At 67.8% G+C, this 18,969-nt stretch carries 18 protein-coding genes; 12 read left to right on the top strand and 6 right to left on the bottom strand.

Annotated elements, in window-relative coordinates; translation table 11 throughout:
- Positions 1–9: 9 nt before the first annotated feature.
- Both BG61_RS14725 and BG61_RS14720 read right to left on the bottom strand, forming a co-directional pair.
- A complete protein-coding gene (locus BG61_RS14725; RefSeq protein ID WP_035935599.1) occupies positions 10–1,596 on the bottom strand; it encodes a 3'-5' exonuclease family protein in 1,587 nt (528 codons plus the stop codon).
- A 227-nt stretch (positions 1,597–1,823) separates the two neighbouring features.
- Positions 1,824–2,141 carry a DUF4148 domain-containing protein gene (locus BG61_RS14720; protein WP_035935601.1) on the bottom strand — a complete coding sequence of 106 codons (318 nt, stop codon included), beginning with the start codon at positions 2,139–2,141 and terminating at the stop codon, positions 1,824–1,826.
- A 193-nt stretch (positions 2,142–2,334) separates the two neighbouring features.
- On the opposite strand from BG61_RS14720, the gene BG61_RS14715 reads away from it, so the two are divergent.
- The gene (locus BG61_RS14715; protein WP_035935602.1) at positions 2,335–2,862 is read left to right on the top strand and encodes a GNAT family N-acetyltransferase; all 528 of its coding nucleotides are present in this window, start codon (positions 2,335–2,337) and stop codon (positions 2,860–2,862) included.
- Between the two features lie 535 nt (positions 2,863–3,397).
- The gene (locus BG61_RS14710) at positions 3,398–4,444 is read left to right on the top strand and encodes a phytoene/squalene synthase family protein (protein WP_035935606.1); all 1,047 of its coding nucleotides are present in this window, start codon (positions 3,398–3,400) and stop codon (positions 4,442–4,444) included.
- 132 nt (positions 4,445–4,576) lie between these two features.
- Here BG61_RS14710 and BG61_RS14705 read toward each other — a convergent pair whose 3' ends face one another.
- Positions 4,577–6,001, bottom strand: a complete 1,425-nt coding sequence (locus tag BG61_RS14705; protein WP_035935608.1) for an aldehyde dehydrogenase family protein — start codon at positions 5,999–6,001, stop codon at positions 4,577–4,579.
- Positions 6,002–6,102: 101 nt separating this feature from the next.
- Between BG61_RS14705 and BG61_RS14700 the strand changes: the two genes are divergently transcribed.
- A complete protein-coding gene (locus BG61_RS14700) occupies positions 6,103–6,996 on the top strand; it encodes a LysR family transcriptional regulator (RefSeq protein WP_035935610.1) in 894 nt (297 codons plus the stop codon).
- A gap of 42 nt (positions 6,997–7,038) precedes the next feature.
- Here BG61_RS14700 and BG61_RS14695 read toward each other — a convergent pair whose 3' ends face one another.
- Positions 7,039–7,560, bottom strand: coding sequence for a MarR family winged helix-turn-helix transcriptional regulator (locus BG61_RS14695; protein WP_035935613.1), 522 nt, complete (start codon positions 7,558–7,560; stop codon positions 7,039–7,041).
- A 346-nt stretch (positions 7,561–7,906) separates the two neighbouring features.
- Here BG61_RS14695 and BG61_RS14690 point away from each other — a divergent pair, with 346 nt between their 5' ends.
- From BG61_RS14690 to BG61_RS14655, 8 genes are read left to right on the top strand one after another with little or no spacing between them, the layout of a single operon-like run.
- Positions 7,907–9,169, top strand: coding sequence for an amidohydrolase/deacetylase family metallohydrolase (locus tag BG61_RS14690; protein ID WP_035935780.1), 1,263 nt, complete (start codon positions 7,907–7,909; stop codon positions 9,167–9,169).
- Between the two features lie 20 nt (positions 9,170–9,189).
- On the top strand, positions 9,190–11,589 hold the full coding sequence (locus BG61_RS14685) for a xanthine dehydrogenase family protein molybdopterin-binding subunit (protein ID WP_035935614.1): 2,400 nt from the start codon (positions 9,190–9,192) through the stop codon (positions 11,587–11,589).
- On the top strand, positions 11,586–12,416 hold the full coding sequence (locus BG61_RS14680) for an FAD binding domain-containing protein (RefSeq protein ID WP_035935616.1): 831 nt from the start codon (positions 11,586–11,588) through the stop codon (positions 12,414–12,416). The genes BG61_RS14685 and BG61_RS14680 overlap by 4 nt, the downstream gene beginning before the upstream one ends.
- A complete protein-coding gene (locus BG61_RS14675) occupies positions 12,413–12,931 on the top strand; it encodes a (2Fe-2S)-binding protein (protein ID WP_035935619.1) in 519 nt (172 codons plus the stop codon). The genes BG61_RS14680 and BG61_RS14675 overlap by 4 nt, the downstream gene beginning before the upstream one ends.
- A 20-nt stretch (positions 12,932–12,951) precedes the next feature.
- Complete coding sequence (locus BG61_RS14670) at positions 12,952–13,665, top strand: SRPBCC family protein (RefSeq protein WP_035935622.1); 714 nt, start codon at positions 12,952–12,954, stop codon at positions 13,663–13,665.
- Entirely contained in the window at positions 13,662–14,843 is a 1,182-nt protein-coding gene (locus BG61_RS14665; RefSeq protein WP_035935624.1) for an oxamate carbamoyltransferase subunit AllG family protein, read from the top strand. Before BG61_RS14670 ends, BG61_RS14665 begins: the two co-directional genes overlap by 4 nt.
- A 7-nt stretch (positions 14,844–14,850) precedes the next feature.
- A complete protein-coding gene (gene hpxZ, locus BG61_RS14660) occupies positions 14,851–15,228 on the top strand; it encodes an oxalurate catabolism protein HpxZ (RefSeq protein WP_035935783.1) in 378 nt (125 codons plus the stop codon).
- The gene (locus BG61_RS14655; RefSeq protein ID WP_035935627.1) at positions 15,225–16,436 is read left to right on the top strand and encodes an amidase; all 1,212 of its coding nucleotides are present in this window, start codon (positions 15,225–15,227) and stop codon (positions 16,434–16,436) included. Before hpxZ ends, BG61_RS14655 begins: the two co-directional genes overlap by 4 nt.
- Position 16,437: 1 nt before the next feature.
- Here BG61_RS14655 and BG61_RS14650 read toward each other — a convergent pair whose 3' ends face one another.
- Positions 16,438–16,998, bottom strand: a complete 561-nt coding sequence (locus BG61_RS14650; protein ID WP_063741023.1) for a MarR family winged helix-turn-helix transcriptional regulator — start codon at positions 16,996–16,998, stop codon at positions 16,438–16,440.
- Complete coding sequence (locus BG61_RS14645; protein WP_035935629.1) at positions 16,995–17,654, bottom strand: DUF1989 domain-containing protein; 660 nt, start codon at positions 17,652–17,654, stop codon at positions 16,995–16,997. Before BG61_RS14645 ends, BG61_RS14650 begins: the two co-directional genes overlap by 4 nt.
- Before the next feature lie 438 nt (positions 17,655–18,092).
- Here BG61_RS14645 and BG61_RS14640 point away from each other — a divergent pair, with 438 nt between their 5' ends.
- Positions 18,093–18,965 (top strand): transporter substrate-binding domain-containing protein, encoded by an 873-nt coding sequence (locus BG61_RS14640; RefSeq protein ID WP_035935788.1) that lies wholly within the window; start codon positions 18,093–18,095, stop codon positions 18,963–18,965.
- Positions 18,966–18,969 lie beyond the last annotated feature (4 nt).

The following is an 18,969-nucleotide window of genomic DNA, read 5'->3' as shown; positions in this document are numbered from 1 at the left end:
TGACTGCGTTCAGGCGAACGAGAGCGCCAGTTGCGCCGGGTTTTCGCGCGCACGCTTGCGGCGGCTGTCGCGTGTTCCTGGCGGCGGCGTGATGCGCGCCGCCGCGGCTGCACGGGGAGCCTCCTGCGGCACGAGAGTGAACGCAGGGCGCGCATCGCTCGCGACGCACTCCAGCTCGCCCGCCACGAGCCGCTTCGCGAGCAGGCCGTAGACATCGGGATCGAACGGTCGCGCTTCGCCGCACGCGCCGACCAGCGCCGCGACTTCGCCGACGCTCGCGCACGACCCCAGATAGCACCACCGGTCGACGACATGCCACACCTCGCGCCCGGATTCCGGATCGCGCTCGGCGATCGCAAGCGGTCCCGCATGCGGCCAGCGCACGACGCGCGATGCGTCCAGCGCATCGCGCACGCGCGCGCCGTGCTCCGCAAGCGATTCCGCTCCCACGCACGCGCCCCTGCAGCGCCGGACCTGATGGCCGAAGCAGCCTCGCACGTTGCCCGGCGGCACTTTTTCGAGGCCGAGTGTCGCGTGACACAGGCCGTGCTCGTCGGCCAGATGCCGCAGATGCGCATGCGCCTTCGCGCGCGACGCATGGATGCCGAAGAGGCCCGCCTCGCGCGAGAAGTCGTGCCTGTGCGCGTGGATCAGCACCGGCGCGTGCGCACCCGGGCGCCATTGCCATGCGCAAACGCCCGCCGCGCGGCGCAGCAGGCGGTTGTGCACCGGCTGCATGTCCTTGACGAGTTTTGCTTCGAGCAGCAGCGCGCCGAGTTCCCCGAGTGTCTCGCGGCATTCGATGCGCCGGATCGTCTGCGAGATTCTCAGGTCCTTCTCGAGCCGGTGGTCGCCGGAAAAGTGCGACATCACGCGCTGCCGGAGGTTGATGCTCTTGCCGACGTAGAGCGGCAGGTCGTCGTCGCCGTAGAAGAGATAGACGCCGGGGCTTGCTGGCAGCGCGTCGAGCGCGCTTTCCGGCAGCGCGGCGGGCAGGCTGGCGCGCCTGATCAGCGCCTTGACCGCGGCGTCGACGAGTTCCTGCGAATACACCTCGTGGATCTTCTGCCAGAACTGCCACAGGAGGTCGGCGTCGGCGAGCGCGCGATGGCGGCCCTCGGGAGCGAGGCCGAAGCGCGCGATCAGCGCATCGAGCCCGTGGCGCTGCACCGACGGAAAGAGCGCGCGGGAAAGCCGCACGGTACACAGCACGTCCGCGCGAAACGCGACGCCCGCGCGCCGGAACTCGTTCTTCAGGAAACCGTAATCGAATCGCGCGTTGTGCGCGACGAAGAGCTTGCCGTCGAGCCGCTCCGCCAGCGACTGCGCAAGTGACGCGAAGCTCGGCTGCCCGTGCAGCATGGCGTCGTCGATGCCTGTCAGCCGCTCGATGAACGGCGGCACCGGCGTCTGCGGATCGACGAGCACGCTCCAGCGCTCGACGCCCGCGCGGCTCACCTCGACCACGCCGATCTCGGTGATGCGGTCGGTGGTTGCGTTGCCGCCGGTGGTCTCGAGATCGACGAACACGATCGGACGCGCCAGCTGTTCGAGCAGCGCGTCAGCGATGGAATCGGATGGGGCGGCGGCGGGCATCGCTCCAGAAGCGGAAATGAGCGCCAATTGTAGCGCCGCACTCGCGCCACGCATGCCGGCCGCCCAACGAAAAAGGCCCAGACCGGAGGATCTGGGCAATCCAGCGAAACCGAAGCCCGCTGGAGGAGGTACTGATCTGTATGTGTGCATCTGACGCGCGGTAACGTTGCGCGTCCGATCAGCAAAGCGGGCGGCACTGCGTGACCGCCCGCCCGAACCTGTACCGGTTAGTTGCCGAAGTAGATCGACTTCATGTTGTCGTTCGACGCCGCGCGCACCGCCGCACCCGATGCCGACGCGCCGCCCGTCACGCCGCCGTAGCCGCTCGCAGCGCCATTCTGCGCGGCGACGCGGGATTCGGCAGCCTGGATGTCGGCGGGATAGGTCGAGTTATCGGCATTGCCCGGGTTGTAACCCGCCTTTTCCAGTTGTACCAGTTCGGCGCGCACCTGTGCGCGGGTCACCGGCGCGTCCGACTGGGCGAACGAAACGGCGGGAACGGCGAGAACAGCGGCAAGAGCAACGGCTTGAATGAGCGATTTCATGACTAACCTCCAGATTTTGTTTATTTGCTGCGGACCCTTGTTCGCAGCGAGTGATGACAGTGTAGGGAGGACGTTGCTCAAGATTAAGAGCCGAAAAAGCAATTGATTATTGTCGAAATAGGTGTAAACCCTAGTCCCGGCCGGATGCCGTTTTGACCGAATCTGGCGGGAGACAACCCTTGTGGAGGATCGAATGACGGGTGACGTGAACGTCCGGCGCATCAGCGCCGGCGAAGCCGCGGAGCGCATGGAAGCGCTCGCCGAAGTGCTGGTCGACTGCGTCGAAGGCGGCGCGTCGGTGAGCTTCATGCTGCCGCTGCCGCGCGAGAAGGCCGTGGCGTTCTGGCGCGGCGTCGCCGAAGGCGTCGCGCGCGGCGAACGCGCGCTCGTGATCGCCGAGGACGGCGAAGGCCGGATCGTCGGCACCGTGCAGATGGTCCTGTCGCAGCCCGACAACCAGCCGCATCGCGCCGATATCGCCAAGATGCTGGTTCATCGCCGCGCACGGCGTCGCGGGATCGCCCAACGTCTGATGAATGCGATCGACGAAATCGCCCGCGAGGAAGGCAAGACCGTGCTCGTGCTGGACACCGTGACGGGCGGCGACGCCGAGCGGCTCTACGAGCGCACCGGCTGGCAGCGCGCGGGGGTGGTGCCGAAATACGCGCTGATGCCCGATGGCGCGTTCTGCGCGACGACGTTCTACTACAAGCATCTGTAAAACGCGCGGGCAGGAGGGATCAAGCCTCGATCATCGGCTCGAAGCGCAGCGTGCCGCCGATCAGCAGGGTGAGCGCGCGATACCCGAATGCGGGTGCAGCTTGAACAGCATCGGCGCCGACGGCTCCAGGCGGAAGAGATCGAGGAGCACAAACGGCTTGATGATTTGCACGATCGGGCGTGCTGACGAGACGCCTGATTGCCCCTTCGCGCCCCGGTTCCGCGCCACGGCGCGTGCTCGCGGATGCGGCGCTGCCGTCGCCCGTGGTGTCAATGGGTCATGTCGCGCGCTGTGCGTGGCAATGCTTTCACCTTCGTCGGTTCGCTTCGCGTGAACGCGACGCCTGCGTGCGGCGTCCCTTCTTGCGCTTCTGACAACAGCCGGGCGCGGCGTGTGTTCCCGCGGCGCACGCGTTTGCGCGGGCGCCACGGCTGCGCCGATACCGTTACCCGGTAAAATCCGTCCTTTCCCTGGGAAGCGGACCATGTGTCACCGCGGCAGCACCGCTTCCATCACGCCAATCCTGCAATCGAGCATGCCCGACACCCAACGCGCCTTCCTGCTGGGCGAACTGCTGAAAAACGTTTCCCGCTCGTTCTACCTGACGCTGCGCGTGCTGCCCGCGGGTCTGCGTGAACCGATCGGACTTGCGTATCTGCTCGCCCGCGCCGCCGACACGATCGCGGACACCTCCGTCATCCCGCCCGAGCACCGGGTCGAACTGCTGCTTTCGCTGCGCGCGCAGGTCAACGGCGTGGCAGACCAATCGCGGCTCGCGCGCATCGAATCCGACGTCGCGGGTCAGCAGGCGGACTCGCACGAACACGCGCTGCTCGCGTCGATCAAGCCGATGCTCGCGCTCCTCGACGCGCTGGATGACGGCGACCGCGCGGCCGTCCGGCACATCGTGACGACGCTGACGATGGGAATGGAATTCGACCTGCGCACGTTCCCGGACGAGCGTTCGGGCCGCCTCGCCGCACTCGATACGGCCGATGAACTCGATCACTACACGTATCTCGTGGCGGGTTGCGTCGGCGAGTTCTGGACCACGATCACCCATGCGCACCGACCCGAAGTGCAGCACTGGGACCTGGCGCGGATGCCGCAACGTGGCGTGCGGTTCGGAAAGGCGTTGCAGCTGACCAATATCCTGCGCGACTGCGGCAAGGATTTGCGCATCGGCCGCTGCTATGTGCCTGCCGCGCTGCTCGAGCCGCTCGGCCTGCGCGCGGAGGACCTGCTCCAGCCGGGCGCTTCACGCGACGCGAAACCGCTGCTGTTCGATCTCGTGCGGCGCACGCTCGACCATTACCGCGAGGCGGCGGACTATACGCTCGCGATTCCGCGCCGCTGCGTGCGCTTGCGGCTCGCCTGCCTGTGGCCGATTCTCATCGGCCTCGAAACGCTGCTGCTGCTCGTGCGCAACGACGCGTGGCTCGATCCGGCACGGGCGTCGAAAATCTCGCGCAACGATGTATACCGGCTGACGGCGCTCTCGCTGCCGGTCGCCGGATCGAACAGCGTCGTGCGCGGCTGGATCGGGCGGCTCATCGCGCGCGTCGAAGCGCAAATGCACTGAGGCCGGACGGCCCGCGTCCGGCATGACGACGATGCACGCGCTTTTACCGCACGGCGGCAACGCCGTGCGGCCGAGCAGCATGCGGACCGGGCCTCAAATGCCGGCGCGGACACGTCGCATCACGCGGCTACGTCACGCGGCTACACCGAGAATCGACTTCGGCTCCAGAAACGCTTCCAGTCCGAACGTGCCGGATTCGCGGCCAATCCCCGACTGCTTGAAGCCGCCGAACGGCGCGGCCGGTTCGTGCGCCAGCGTGTTGACGAGCACGCGGCCCGCCTCGATACGTGCCGCGAGCGCATGCGCCCGCGCAGGATCGGCGGACACCACGTAAGCCTGCAAGCCGTAATTCGTGTCGTTGGCGATGGCGACGGCTTCTTCGATGTCGCGGTAGCCGATGATGGACAGAACCGGGCCGAAGATTTCCTCGCGCGCGATGGTCATGTCGTTGCTGACGCCGCCAAAGAGCGTCGGCCGCACGAACCAGCCGCGCCCGATGCCCTCGGGGCGGCCCTCGCCGCCGGCGAGAAGCCGCGCGCCCTCGTCGATGCCGATGCGGATGTAGCGCTGCACGCGCTCCCACTGCTTCTGGCTGACCATCGGCCCGACGACGGTTTTCGGGTCGCGCGGGTCTCCGGCGCGCGTGCCGGCAACTTCCGCGCGGGCCAGTTCCTCGAACTCCGCCATGCGCGCCTGCGGCACGAGAATGCGCGTGCCCGCGATGCAGGCCTGTCCGCTGTTCATGAAGCCGGCCTGAATGGCGAGCGGCACGGCCTGCGCGAAATCCGCGTCATCGAGAACGATCATGGGCGACTTGCCGCCCAGTTCCAGCGTCACGCGCTTGAGCGTCTCCGCGCCCGCGCGCAGGATCGTCTTGCCGACGACGGTCGAGCCCGTGAACGAAATCTTCGCGACGTCCGGATGCGTGCTGATCTCGGCGCCGACGGTTTCCCCCCGGCCGGTGACGATATTGATGACGCCCGCGGGCACCCGGGCTTCGTGCAGCGCTTCGGTCACGATCCGGGTCTGCATCGCGCTCATCTCGCTCGGCTTGATCACGGCCGTGCAGCCCGCCGCCAGCGCGGCGGCAAGCTTGCCGCAGATGAAGCCCGCGTTGCTGTTCCATGGCGTGATGAGGCCGGCCACGCCGAGCGGCTGCATCACCACTTCCGCCGCGCCCGCCCGGCGCGTGAAATCGTAATCCCGCAGCACCTTTGCCGCTTCCTGAATGACGCTGGTGGCGTGCTTCACCATGAAACGCGCGCGCGAAACCGGCGCGCCGTATTCTTCGATGATCGCATCGAAAAGCGCGTCCTCGCGTGCCTCGACGGCGTCGTGCATCCGCTGCAGGATCGCGAGGCGCTCCTCCTTGCTCGTGCGCGAATAGAGGGCAAACGCCCGCTTCGCCGCCGCGATCGCATGCCGGGCATCCGTTTCATCCGCGAGCCTGACCTTGCCGATGACTTCCGCCGAAGCGGGATTGTAGAGATCGAACCACTCTTCGCCATGCGGTGTGACGAAGGCGCCGTCGATATAGATCCTGTCGATATGCTGCATGCCTGCTCCCGCGAGCTGTCTGAATCCCAGGGAAGATAGCCCGCTCGCATTGGCCTGACTAGCCATATAATCCGGCATGACACGTTGAGCAATCTGGGACAATGAACACCTCCGGGCTTGGCGAACTGGAAGCGGTCCTCGCGGTGGCGCGCCATCGCAGTTTCCGCGCGGCGGCAACCGAACTCGGCATCTCGACCTCGGCGCTGAGCCACTCGATTGCGGCACTGGAAGCGCGAATCGGCGTGCGCCTCTTCAACCGCACGACGCGCAGCGTATCGCTTTCGGAAGCTGGCAGTCAGTTCGTCGACAGCATCGCGCCCGCGCTGTCGGCAATCCGCGTGGCGATCGAGCAGGCAGGCAGTTTCCGCGATACGCCCTCGGGCACGTTGCGCATCAATACCTCGATCGGCGGCGCGCGGCAGGCGATGCCGCTCTTCATGGCGTTCCTGCAGCGCTACCCCGAGATGAAGCTCGACGTCGTCACGGAAGGGCGGCTCATCGATATCGTCGTCGAAGGTTTCGATGCGGGCATCCGCCTTGCCGAGACCGTGCCGCGCGACATGATCGCCGTGCCCTTCGGCCGCTCGCAGCGTTTCGCGGTGGTCGCGAGCCCGGCGTATCTCGCCGGGCATCCTGCGCCGCGCACGCCGGCGGACCTCGCGTCGCACCGGTGCATCCGCACTCGCATGGCGAGCGGCATGATCTACCACTGGGAATTCGAGCGTCATGGCGAAACGATGACGGTCGCCGTCGACGGCGCGCTGACGCTCGACGAAGCCGGGCTGATGCTCGACGCCGCGCGCTCGGGCGCCGGCATCACCTATCTGACGGAGTGGCAGGTCAGGGACGATCTGGCCGCCGGCACGCTCGTGCGCATGCTCGAAGACTGGACGCCGCCCTTCGACGGCCTGTGCCTCTACTATCCCGGCCGCCGGCACATACCGGCAGGCCTTCGCGCGCTGATCGAACTCATCCGCGAACAGGCGAACGCGTAACCCGTCGCGCCGTGAGGCGCTCTTTCGCTGCGCCAGCGCACGCTACTCCGACGGAGGCAAACGGAACGGCACGATGCTGTTGTCGTTGTTCGCCTCGACGAGGCGAATCAATTGCAGCATGAAGAAATCGCGCTCCATGGGCGGGAGGTGTTCGACGGTCCGCTCGTGTGCGCGCTGCACCGCGGGCCCCATCTTCGTGACGAGCCGCTTGCCCTGCCGCGTGAGCTTGACGAGCTTCACGCGCTTGTCGTGCGATGCCTGATTTCTCGCGATCAGCCCGCGCGACTCCAGACGCGGGATCACTTCCGCGACGCTTGAACGCTCCAGTCCGACTTCGATCGCCAGCGTGTTCTGGTCGATTTCGCCGAGTGAATCGAGCGTCGTAAGCAAACTGTATTGAACCGGTGTGATATTGAAAGCGCTCGTCTCTTCGGCGAAGAGCGATCCATGAATCTGATGCATGCGGCGGATCAGGAAGCCGGGCCGGCTGAAAAGCGGCGACCTCGCCTGCAGCGCTTCGAGTTCCTGCCGGACAGAGCCGGTGTCTGCTTCATCGTTGATCATCGTCGACGTGGACCGGAGGTTGAACGACCTTCGCGTTTGGCGAACGCCCTGTTGTCATCATTCTATGCGATTCCAGCGCCACGACGAATATAGGTGGCACACCACGCTAATTCACCATAAGCATGCGCCGCGCATGAATCCGGTGCGGGTGCGGGCACGCGCCGCTCATGCTGGTGCATGAGGCGTCCGCCAAATGCGTGGTATAGCCCGCATTGTCCCGATGCTCCGGCCCGGGGCCCTTGTGGCTGCGGCCTTCGCGCCACATTCAGGCTCATCCGGACAAACCGGCACGCTATTTGCGGTACACCACGCATCTCGCCAACTCCCCATGAGCCGTTATCCGCATATGACCCAGGTCCTACTCAAAGGCGGCCGCGTCGTCGATCCGTCCGCCGGGCTCGACGCCGTCCTCGACATTCTCGTTGTGAACGGCCGCATCGCGGCCATCGGGCCGGACCTCGCCGCACGCGAAACGGACGCGGAAACGATCGACTGCCGCGACCGCCTCGTCCTGCCGGGCCTGATCGACACCCACGCACACGTCTACCAGTACGTGACCGGCCGCTTCGGCCTGAACGCAGACATGTGCGGCGTGCAATCGGGCGTGACGACGCTCGTCGATCAGGGCGGCGCAAGCTGCATCACGATGCCGGGCTTCAGGCACTTCGTCGCGCAGCCTGCCGCGACACGCGTGCTCGCCTACATGTCGGCGTATCTGGTCGGCGGACTCGAAGGGCACTATTACCCGGACCTGTACCGTCCCGACTGTCTCGACGCCGCCGCCACCGTGAAATCGGCGCTCGCCAACGCGGACCTGGTGAAGGGAATCAAGGCGCATGCCGAGATCGGCGGCTTCGCGCGCTGGGGGCTCGACGTCATGAAGATCGCCGCGAAAATCGGGCGCGATGCGAACCTGCCGCTCTACATCCATTTCGGGCAGTTGTGGCCGAAGCCCGAAGCGGGCGGCCTCGCCGTGAATCCGGATTCGATCTTCGATCAGGTCGTCGAGACGCTCAAGCCCGGCGACATCCTCGCGCATCCGTTCAGCCGTCACCCGGGCGGCTTCGTCGAAGAGAACGGACGGCTGCATCCGCTCGTGCACGAGGCGACCGCGCGCGGCCTGAAGGTGGATGTCGGACACGGCTCGCATTTCAGCTTCAATACGGCGCGCATCGTGCTCGACAGCGGCGTGATGCCCGACACGCTCGGCGCCGACATGCACGGCTACAACACGACCGTCCCCGCGCCCGCCGGCACGCCCGACAGCCACCCTGACGAAGAGCATTCGTTCCTCGGCCGCTCGCAGTTCAGCCTCGTGAGCGCGATGACGAGCATGCTCGCGCTCGGCCTGCCGCTCGACCACGTCGTGCGCATGGTGACGAGCAACGCCGCGAAGCTCGCCGGCATGGAGGACCAGATCGGCACGCTGCAAGTGGGCCGCGGCGCCGACATCAGCGTGCTCGACGATCGCCGCGGACGCTGGGTGCTGGAGGACAACGAGGGCACGAAGGTCGTCACGGACCGCATGCTCACGCCGCTCTTCTGTCTGCGCGACGGCGTGCGCTTCAACGCGAACTCGCCGAGCCTGCCGCTCGCGATGGCCGCCTGACCCGCCCACGAGGGAACACGATGAAACGCCCGCTCACGCCCCCTTCGCCGGACCGGCCGCAAGGCATCGGCGCCTCGCTTGCGCGCAAGGAGGATGACCGCTTCCTGCACGGCCGCGGCGAATACGTCGGCAATATCCGCATGGTCGGCATGCTCGACGTCGCGTTCGTGCGCAGTCCGATCGCGCATGGCCATATCGTCGGCATCGAGAAGCCGCCGGGCTTCGAGGGCGCCGTCTATACGCTCGCCGACCTGGACGGCGTGAGTCCGATCGTCGCGAACTCCGGGCTGCCCGGCTTCAAGCCCTCGGAGCAGACGGTGCTCGCGGGCGGCAAGGTTCGGCAGGTCGGCGAGCCGATCGCGATGTGTGTCGCGGCGACGCGCGCCGCTGCCGAAGATATCGCCGCGCAGGTGTTCGTCGACTTCGAGGAACTGCCCGCGGTCGTGGACATGCTCGCCGCGCGCAGCGAAGGCTCCGCGCTCGTGCATGAGCATTGGGGCGACAACGTCTTCCTGGAAACCTTCGTCGACGCGAAGAGCGAGATCGATCTCGACGCGATCCGCGAGAACGCGCCGATCCGCGTGCATCGCAAGCTGCGCACCGCGCGCCAGAGCATGGCGCCGATGGAAGGGCGCGGCGTCGTCGCGCATTGGGACAGGCGTCTGTCGCAGCTGATCGTGCACACCTCCGCGCAGATGCCGCACATCACGCGCACGGGACTCGCGCAGTGCCTCGGGCTCGACGAAGGACAGGTGCGCGTGATCGCGCCGGACGTGGGCGGCGGATTCGGCTACAAGGGCATTCTGCTGCCGGAGGAAGTCTGCTGCGGCTGGCTCGCGATGCGTCTCGCGCGGCCCGTGCGCTGGCTCGAAGACCGCCGCGAGCAACTGACGGCCAACGCCAACTGCCGCGAACACGACTACGACATCACCGCCTATGCGGAGCGTGACGGGCGCCTGCTCGCCGTCGAATGCGAAGCGACCGTCGATTCCGGCGCCTACTCGTCCTACCCGTTCTCGGCGTGCCTCGAAGCCGCGCAGGTCGGCAGCATTCTGCCGGGGCCGTACAAGATGGACCGCTATCGCTGCCGCACGTGGTCGGTCGCCACCAACAAGCCGCCGATCCTGCCGTATCGCGGCGTCGCGCGCACCGGCGTGTGCTACGCGATCGAAACGATGATGGACGCCATCGCGGTCGAAGCGGGCATCGAGCCGCACGAGGTGCGGCTGCGCAATCTCGTCGAGGCGCACGAGATGCCGTTCGACAACATCACGAACAAGCACTTCGACAGCGGCGACTATCCGGAGGCCGTGCGCCGCGCGGTCGCCGCCATCGACCTCGCCGCCGTGCGCGAGCGGCAGCGGCGCGGCGAGCCGGACGGACGGCGCATCGGATTCGGCATCGCGGTCTTCTGCGAGCAGGGCGCGCACGGCACGTCGGTCTATCACGGCTGGGGCATTCCGATGGTGCCCGGGCGCGAGCCGGCCGTGATCCGCCTCACGCCCGACGGCGTGCTCGAAGTCCGCGCGGGCGTGCACTCGCACGGCCAGGGCATGGAGACCACGCTCGCGCAGATCGCGCACGACGTGCTCGGCATCGATACGGAGCGCGTGCGCATCGTGCTCGGCGACACCGGCGTCACACCCTATTCGACGGGCACGTGGGGCTCGCGCTCGATCGTGATGGCGGGCGGCGCCGTCGGGCAGGCGGCGAAGGAGCTGAAGGCGCGGCTGATGAAGATCGGCGCGTGGCTGCTGGCGGAACCAATCGAGCGGGTGCGCTGGGAAGGCGGCGCGGTGGTGGGCGCGGCGGGTCGCCGCACGCTCGAGCAGATCGCGCACACCTGGTATCTGCAACCGCAATTGCTGCCGCCCGATGTCGATCCGCGCGGGCTCGAAGTCTCCACGTCGTATCAGGCTAAGCGCGATACGGGCACCTTCAGCTATGCGTGCCACGCGGTGGTCGTCGCCGTCGACACGGCGCTCGGGCAGACCGAGATCCTCGACTACGTGATCGTCGAGGACGGCGGCGTGCTGATCAATCCGATGGTCGTCGACGGACAGGTCTACGGCGGCGCGGCGCAGGGCATCGGCACGGCGCTCTATGAGGCGATGCCGTACAGCGAGGACGGGCAGCCGCTCGCCTCGACGCTCGCCGACTATCTGCTGCCCGGCGCGACCGAAGTGCCCGCGATCCGCATCGAGCACATGGAAACGCCCGCGCCCTACACGGAGTTCGGGCAGAAAGGCATCGGCGAAAGCGGCGCGATCGGCTCGCCCGCCGCGATCGCGAATGCGGTCAACGACGCACTGCGCCCGCTCGGCGCCGAAGTCAACCAGTTGCCGGTGTCGCCGCGCGTCGTGCTCGAGGCACTCGCCGCCGCGGCGCGTGAAGCCCTCGGAAAAGGAGTTCCCGCATGAAAGCGGCCGCCTTCGACTATGAAAAGCCGCTCGCCTGCGACGAAGCGATCCGCCTCGTCACGCCGACGGACGGCATGGGCAAGTTCGTGTCCGGCAGCCAGTCGCTCGGCCCGATGATGAACCTGCGTCTCGCGCAGCCCGAACTGCTGGTGGACCTGCGCGGCATTGCCGCGCTGCGCGAAACGCGCAGCGACGGCGAGTACGGCGTGATCGGCGCATGCGTGACGCACGCCGAGATCGAGGACGGCGCGATCGAGGACTTCACGCAGGGCCTGATGGCGCATGTCGCGCGGGGCATCGCGTATCGCGCGGTGCGCAATCGCGGCACGCTCGGCGGCAGCCTCGCGCACGCCGACCCCGCCGCCGACTGGATCAACGTGATGTGCGCGCTCGCGGCGGACTTTCTCGTCGCGGGGCCGGGCGGCGAGCGCGTGGTGGCGAGCGCCGACTGGATGGCCGGGGCGTTCACCACCGCGCTCGAAGCCGACGAGATCCTGACCGGCGTGCGCATCCGGCGCCTGTCGGATACCGCGCGCTGGAGCTACTACAAGTTCAACCGCAAGCCGGGCGAGTTCGCGGAGGCGATCGCCGTCTTCATCGACGACGCCCGGGCCGGCATCTGCCGCGCGGTGATCGGTGCGATCGACGCTCCGCCCTGTCTGATCGCCAATGCGCGCGCGCTCGTCGACGATCCCTCGCCCGCGCTCCTCGATCCCTGTCTGACCGGCGCGGGGCTCGAGCCCGGCACTTACGAATACCAGGTGCATCGCGTGGCGCTCATGCGCGCCGCCGCGACGCTACGCGAACACGGCAGGAACCCGCAATGACCGACGCCATCAGAAAGCCGCTGCAACTCACCGTGAACCGCGCGAAGGTCGCGGACTTCGTCGAACCGCGCACGAGTCTCGCGGACTTCCTGCGCGAGCAGCAGATGCTCACCGGCACCAACATCGGCTGCGAACAGGGCGTGTGCGGGGCCTGCACGCTGATGGTGGACGGCGCGCCCGCGCGCTCGTGCATCACGCCCGCAATCGCGTGCGCGGGGTCGGACGTGCGCAGCATCGAGGGCTTCGACGACGACGCCCTGATGAACGAACTGCGCGCGGCCTTCACGGCCGAGCACGCGCTGCAATGCGGCTACTGCACGCCGGGCATGCTCGTGACGGCGCGCGACATCGTGAGCCGCCTGCCCGACGCCGACGACGCGCGCGTGCGCCTCGAACTCTCCGGCAATCTCTGCCGCTGCACGGGCTACGTCGGCATCGTGCGAGCGATCCGGCGCGTGCTCGACGCGCGCCGTGCCCGCGCCGCGCAGCCCCTCGCTGCCGCCGTCACCGCCTGAACCCTTCGCCGCGAGAGCCTATGGAAATCGAACAGAGCTTCACTGTCCCCTATCCGCCCGACGCCGTATGGGCCTGCTTTCACGATACGCCCGGCATCGTCGCGTGCCTGCCGGGCGCATCGCTCAGCGCGCCGCCCGTCGGCGGCCTGCTCAAGCTCGCGATGACCGTGAAGCTCGGCCCGATCGTCGCGAGCTTTGCCGGCGACGGCGAGATGAAACTCGACGAGGCCGCGAGGCGCGGCAGCGTGAGCGGCGGCGGCGTGGATCGCAAGAGCGCGTCGCGCGTGAAGGGCGAAGCGGCTTTTTCGCTGGACGAGCCGTCGCCCGGGCGCACGCGCGTCGACGTCAAAGTCGACTACACGATTGCCGGCACCCTCGCGCAGTTCTCGCGCGGCGGCATCGTGAAGGAGCTCGCGACCCGCATGACCGAGGCATTCGCCGCGAACCTGAAGGCGAAGCTCGACGCCGCCGCGGCGGATGCGGCCACGGTCGAGGCCCAGGCCGAGGCGGAGGCAACCGAAGCCGGAACACGCGAGCAGGCCGCGGAAGTTCCCATCGAGGCAGGCCCCTACACTGCCCGGCCCGCGGCCAACGACCCACCCGCCGCGCGACCCGCCCCGCGACACGTCGACACGGCCCCGTCGGGTGCGCCGCTCAACCTCGGCAACATGTTCTGGAAGATCCTGTGGTCACGCGTGCGCGGCTGGCTCAGCCTGGGAAGCAGCCCGCGATGAGCACGCAGGCCGCCAATAGCGCGGCGCTCGCGCGGATCTACGCCGTGCGGCCGCAATGGCGCGCGGTGGCGGCGGCGCGCGACGCCGTCGGCCTGCCCGACTTCACGCTGCTGCACGCGGGGCCGCCGTACGACGATCCGCGCGATCCGCCGGCGCCCGTGCTGTCCTCGGCGGTCATGTGCTGTCTGCACGAGGACTGGGCGCCCACCGAAGCGGAGGCCGTGCGGCTCATCGCGAGCGGCGGCGTGCGGCTCGCGAGCGCGCAGTCGTTCGGCGTCGTGACGCCGCTCGCCGCGGTCGTCTCGCCTTCGGCGACGCTCGTCGAAGTCTGCGACGCGAACGATCCCGCGCATCGCGCGTGGTCGCTTCTCGGCAGCGGCGCGGGTCCGCAGATCCGCTTCGGCACGCGCAATCATGCGCTGCTCGAGCGGCTCGAATGGCGTGACACGATGCTCGCGTCCGCGCTTGCGGAAGCGCTCGAAAGCGGCCCGATCGATCTGCTCGCGCTCGCCGCAGCGGGCCTCGCGGATGGCGACGACCTGCACGCGCGCACCACCGCCGCGACGGCCGCGCTTCGCGAACGCCTTGCCCCGCGCATGCGCGAGCCCGCCGTCGATACGATGCTGCGGGAGACGCCGCTCTTTTTCCTCACGCTGTGGATGGCCGCGTGCCACCTGATGATGGACGCCGCCGCGAGCAGCGGCGCCGATCCCGCGTGCACGCTCGTCGTCGCGCTCGCGGGCAACGGCCGCAGTGTCGGCGTCCGGCTTGCGGGCAATCCGTCGCGCTGGTCGACGCTTGCCGCCGACGCGCCTCGCGGTCCCCGGCTCGACGCGGCATCGCAGACGCTTGCCGCGCCGCTCACCGGCGACAGCGGCGTGATCGACGCAGCCGGCTTCGGCGCGCAAGCGCTCTCTCTTGCGCCCGAGCCCGCGCAGGCATTCGCCGGCTGGCTGCCCGCGGCCTGGCGCAGCGAACAGCCGCCCTTGCTCGCGGGCGCGCATCCGGCTTTCGGCGGCCATCGCTGCGCGCTCGACGCCGCTGCGGTATCGTCGATGCGCATCGCACCGCTTGCCGCAATCGCCATGATCGGCGCCGATGGCCGCGCAGGCCTCCTTGGCCGCGGCCTGTACGCCGCGCCTGTCGAACTGTTCGACGCCGCGCTCCATGCGCAATGAAGACACCATGCTGATAAACGATCCCGCCACCCTTGCCGCCGTCGATGCGGCCTTCGATGCGTACGAACGCGCGCTCACGACCAACGACGTCGCGATGCTCGACACGCTCTTCTGGAACAGCCCGCACACCTTGCGCTACGGCGCGACGGAAAACCTTCAGGGTTACGACGCCATCCGCGAGTTCCGCGCGCAGCGCCCCGGCAAGGGCCTCATGCGAAGCATCGTCGACAGGTCGATCACGACGTTCGGAGACGCATTCGCCGTCGCGAACATCACGTTCCGGCGCGAGGGCGAACCCCGCATCGGACGCCAGTCGCAAACCTGGGTGAAGGTAGGCGAGGACTGGCGCGTGGTTGCCGCACACGTGAGCTGGAGAGACGAATGACGCGCGACGACCTGCTCCAGCCCGGCCTGAACGGGGCGTTCGTGCGCGACGGCTTCGGCGCGCTGCCCGCGCCGGTGGCGCCCCTCTACGCGACGCTCGCTGGACAACGGCTTGCGGTGAAGGACGTGTTCGACATCGAGCGCCTCACGACCGGCGGCGGCAACCCGGAATGGGCCGCTCTTCAACCGTGCGCGACGGTCACCGCGCCCGCCGTGCGCCTGCTGCTCGACCATGGCGCACAATGGGCCGGCAAGACCGTCACCGATGAACTCACCTACAGCCTCGCCGGCATCAACGCGCACTACGGCACGCCGCGCAATCCCGCCGATGCGGGCCGGTTGCCGGGCGGGTCGTCGTCGGGGTCGGCGGTGGCGGTCGCCGCGGGGCACGCGGACATCGGCCTCGGCACCGACTGCGGCGGCTCGATCCGCCTGCCCGCGAGCTACTGCGGCATATGGGGCATGCGGCCGACGCATGGCCGCATCGCCCCGAACGGCTGCGTGACGCTTGCGCACAGCTTCGACACCGTCGGCTGGTTCGCGCGCGACGGCGCGCTGCTCGCCGATGTCTTCAGCGTGCTCGCGCACAGCACTCCGCAGCCGGTGAGCACCGACGCGCAGCTCTACGTGCCCGAGGTCGTCCTGCCGCTGCTGCATGAAGCCGTGAACACGGCGTTTGGCCGGACGATAGAAGCGCTGTCGGACGGATTCGCCTTGAAGCTCCTGCCCGCCGGACTGCGTCCGGACGCATGGGCGCAGGCGTTTCGCGTGCTCCAGGCCGCCGAAGTCGCGCAGCAGCACGGCCGCTGGGCCCTCGATCACATCGGGAGCTTCGGCGCCGACGTGCGCGCCCGCATGGAAGCGGCGGTGCGGGTCACCGCGGCGGACGTGCACGCGGCGCAACGCGTGCGCGTGGAAGCGGTGCGCGAGCTTGCCCGCGTCTTCGACCGGCCAGACACGTACGTCCTCATGCCTACCTTGCCGTGGATCGCGCCGCGTCTCGACGCATCGCGCGAAACGGTCGACGAGGTGCGCGCGCGTTCGCAACAGATGCTGTGCATGGCCGGGCTCGCAGGCCTGCCGCAAGTGAACATGCCGTGGACGACGTTCGAAGGCGCGCCGCTCGGCTTGTCGGTCATGGGCGCGCGCGGCGCTGACGAAGGCGTGCTCTCGATCGCGCGCGCCGTGCATGCCATGCTCGCCGCGTAAGCTACGATTCGTCGCCGCCCGCCTTCCTCTTGCCCTCGCGCATCACGGGCGTACGGCTCAGTTCGTTGTTCGTTTCGACGAGGGTCAGCAGATACGCCATGAACTGCTTGCGGTCCGCAGGCGGGAGCGCGGCGAGCGTGCGTTCGTGCGCCCTCGCGACACCGGTTTCGAGCCGCCCGAGCAGCGCGCGCCCCACGTCTGTGAGTTCCGCGACCTTCTTGCGCTTGTCCGTGCGCGAGCCGCGACGCTGAATGAACCGCCGTTCGACCAGCCGGCCGATCACGTCGGCGGTATTCGCACGGTCGAGGCCGACCGCGCGCGAAAGCGCGATCTGCTCCGACGGCCCCATCTGCTCAAGCGCCGTCAGGATGCTGTACTGCACCGGCGTGATTCCTTCCGGCGCGCATTCCTCGACGAACAGCGCGACGTGAATCTGATGCAGCCGGCGGATGAGGAAGCCGGGACGCGCGTCGAGCGCCGTGTGGCGCCACTGCGAAGCCTCGCCCGCATCGGCGTCGGCTGCGGCCCCGGATTGGGTCCTGCCTCGCGCTCTGGTCGTCATGCCGCCGCTTCGCGTGTCGTGTCGCCGGGCGCGCGCCAGATCGCGACCTCGACCGGCGTGGGCTTGAATCCCGATGACGGATTGTTCTGCTGCGGACAGTTCGACAACACCGCGATCACCGGCATTTCCGCCTGCAGCACGACGTAGTCGCCCGCTTTCGACTGGCCCGGCGCAATCTCGACGCGCCCCGCGTCGTCGAACGAGACGCGCATGAAGAAGTTGATGTTCGACACGATCTCGGACGGTGCCATCGACCACTTCGCCAGCTCGGCGACGAAGTTGCTACGGCAGCTCAACGTTTTGACGACCCCATAGCGCAGCAGATCCATCTCGTTGCTGCAACAGCCGGCGAGCGTGTCATGAAAGCCGCACGTGTCTTCGAGCACCGAGAACATCCTGCGCGCGCGGTCCGAATAGATCGTGCTGCCCTTCGACACATACAGCGAGCGATTCAGCTTCACCGTGTTCGGAACGTTGAGCCGGTCGAGCGGCAGTTCCGCGGAATAGCAAAGGAAATCGACCGCCTGCTGCCCTTCGAGATCGACGATGCGCAAGCGCTCGCCCGTCTCCAGCCGGCGCGACCAGCGCCCGCCCGGCTCGATCACTTCACGAAATGATGGCTCGTCGCCGAGGGTGAGTTGTCCGCTTTCGATCATGGTCCGGTTTCCTGATTGCCGCTTGATTGCCGCGTGATTGTCGATGATTCTGGATGATTGTCAGCACACATCGTATCAGGAAGAAACGCGTCCGGGCACTGCGATATGCGCGCCTTTTTTGGCGCGCATCAACACGCATTCGCGCTGCATCTTTCGCGCCTGCCGCCGAACCAAACGAGTGCAGGAATCACGCTATTTTGTGCAGTTTCCGTGATGCTTTGGTGCGTCGGCGCGTGGCCCGGGCGATGTCGATCCGCGCACGGCGCACCCGTGCCGCGTCCTACGGGAATGCCCCGTTCGTTGGCATGCCACTTGCATTAATCGGCCAACTCGTAAGTGTGCATACAAACCGTCTTGCCGCAGGCAGCAAACATCGATCCGGCCAAAGCAGTGCGCCTGAACGCGCACGACGATGGCCTCAACACAAAGGGGAATTCCATGTCGTCTCGTCATACCTGGTTCACCGCACTCCAGATCAAGAAGCGCGACGGCTTGCGGCGCGCGGCGCAGTCGGCGTTGTTCGCCGCGGTCGCGGCGCTCGGCATCGTGCAGGCGGCGCATGCGGCGACGGCGGAGGAGATCAAGGCGCGCGGCTATCTGTCGGTGGCGACCGAGGACGACTTCAAGCCCTTCGAGTTCGTCGACAACGGCAAGCCCACCGGGTACGACAACGAAATGCTCGCGCTCGTGAAAAAGAAGCTGCCGGTCGAGGTGCGCCAGCAGATCATGCCGTGGTCCGGCATCCTGCCGGGCGTGACGACGGGCAAGTACGACATGGCCGTGACCGCCGTGCTCGTCACGCCGGAGCGCAAGGGTACGTTCGACTTCACGTCGCCGCTGTCGGAATCGACGACGTACTACGCGGTCAAGAAGGGTTCCAGCATCAAGTCGGCGGACGATCTCGCCGGCAAGGTGGTCGGCGCGCAGACCGGCAGCGCGATGCTCTCCGACCTCAAGGCCTTCGACGAGGAACTGAAGAAGAAGAATGGCGGCAAGGGCATCAAGCAGATCGTCGAATATCAGTCGTATCCGGAGACGTATCAGGACCTCGCACTCGGTCGCCTCGACGCGGTCGCGAACACGCAGATCAACCTGAACTCGCTCATCAAGACGCGCCCTGATACCTTCGTGCTCGGCCAGAAGATCGGCAACCCGGTGTACATCGCGTGGGCCGTGAAGAAGGGCAACTCGGCCGCGCTCGAAATGATCAATGGCGCGCTGCTCGACCTGCGCAAGAGCGGAGAGATGTACCAGATGCAGAAGAAGTGGTTCGGCGCGAGCTTCGAATCCATGCCGCAGTCGGTCAACTGAAGCG

It is taken from the genome of Caballeronia glathei (assembly GCF_000698595.1).
Taxonomy (GTDB): domain Bacteria; phylum Pseudomonadota; class Gammaproteobacteria; order Burkholderiales; family Burkholderiaceae; genus Caballeronia; species Caballeronia glathei.
The sequence above is the reverse complement of the archived record's forward strand: the minus strand, read 5'-3'. Positions and strand labels throughout refer to the sequence as shown.

Coding starts and splice junctions, on each gene's coding strand:
- BG61_RS14665 (WP_035935624.1), top strand. CDS start 13,662: ATGAGCACGCAGGCCGCCAATAGCGCGGCGCTCGCGCGGATCTACGCC.
- BG61_RS14680 (WP_035935616.1), top strand. CDS start 11,586: ATGAAAGCGGCCGCCTTCGACTATGAAAAGCCGCTCGCCTGCGACGAA.
- BG61_RS14700 (WP_035935610.1), top strand. CDS start 6,103: ATGAACACCTCCGGGCTTGGCGAACTGGAAGCGGTCCTCGCGGTGGCG.
- BG61_RS14645 (WP_035935629.1), bottom strand. CDS start 17,654: ATGATCGAAAGCGGACAACTCACCCTCGGCGACGAGCCATCATTTCGT.
- BG61_RS14675 (WP_035935619.1), top strand. CDS start 12,413: ATGACCGACGCCATCAGAAAGCCGCTGCAACTCACCGTGAACCGCGCG.
- BG61_RS14720 (WP_035935601.1), bottom strand. CDS start 2,141: ATGAAATCGCTCATTCAAGCCGTTGCTCTTGCCGCTGTTCTCGCCGTT.
- BG61_RS14650 (WP_063741023.1), bottom strand. CDS start 16,998: ATGACGACCAGAGCGCGAGGCAGGACCCAATCCGGGGCCGCAGCCGAC.
- BG61_RS14705 (WP_035935608.1), bottom strand. CDS start 6,001: ATGCAGCATATCGACAGGATCTATATCGACGGCGCCTTCGTCACACCG.
- hpxZ (WP_035935783.1), top strand. CDS start 14,851: ATGCTGATAAACGATCCCGCCACCCTTGCCGCCGTCGATGCGGCCTTC.
- BG61_RS14670 (WP_035935622.1), top strand. CDS start 12,952: ATGGAAATCGAACAGAGCTTCACTGTCCCCTATCCGCCCGACGCCGTA.
- BG61_RS14710 (WP_035935606.1), top strand. CDS start 3,398: ATGCCCGACACCCAACGCGCCTTCCTGCTGGGCGAACTGCTGAAAAAC.
- BG61_RS14640 (WP_035935788.1), top strand. CDS start 18,093: ATGTCGTCTCGTCATACCTGGTTCACCGCACTCCAGATCAAGAAGCGC.
- BG61_RS14685 (WP_035935614.1), top strand. CDS start 9,190: ATGAAACGCCCGCTCACGCCCCCTTCGCCGGACCGGCCGCAAGGCATC.
- BG61_RS14695 (WP_035935613.1), bottom strand. CDS start 7,560: ATGATCAACGATGAAGCAGACACCGGCTCTGTCCGGCAGGAACTCGAA.
- BG61_RS14725 (WP_035935599.1), bottom strand. CDS start 1,596: ATGCCCGCCGCCGCCCCATCCGATTCCATCGCTGACGCGCTGCTCGAA.
- BG61_RS14690 (WP_035935780.1), top strand. CDS start 7,907: ATGACCCAGGTCCTACTCAAAGGCGGCCGCGTCGTCGATCCGTCCGCC.
- BG61_RS14715 (WP_035935602.1), top strand. CDS start 2,335: ATGACGGGTGACGTGAACGTCCGGCGCATCAGCGCCGGCGAAGCCGCG.
- BG61_RS14655 (WP_035935627.1), top strand. CDS start 15,225: ATGACGCGCGACGACCTGCTCCAGCCCGGCCTGAACGGGGCGTTCGTG.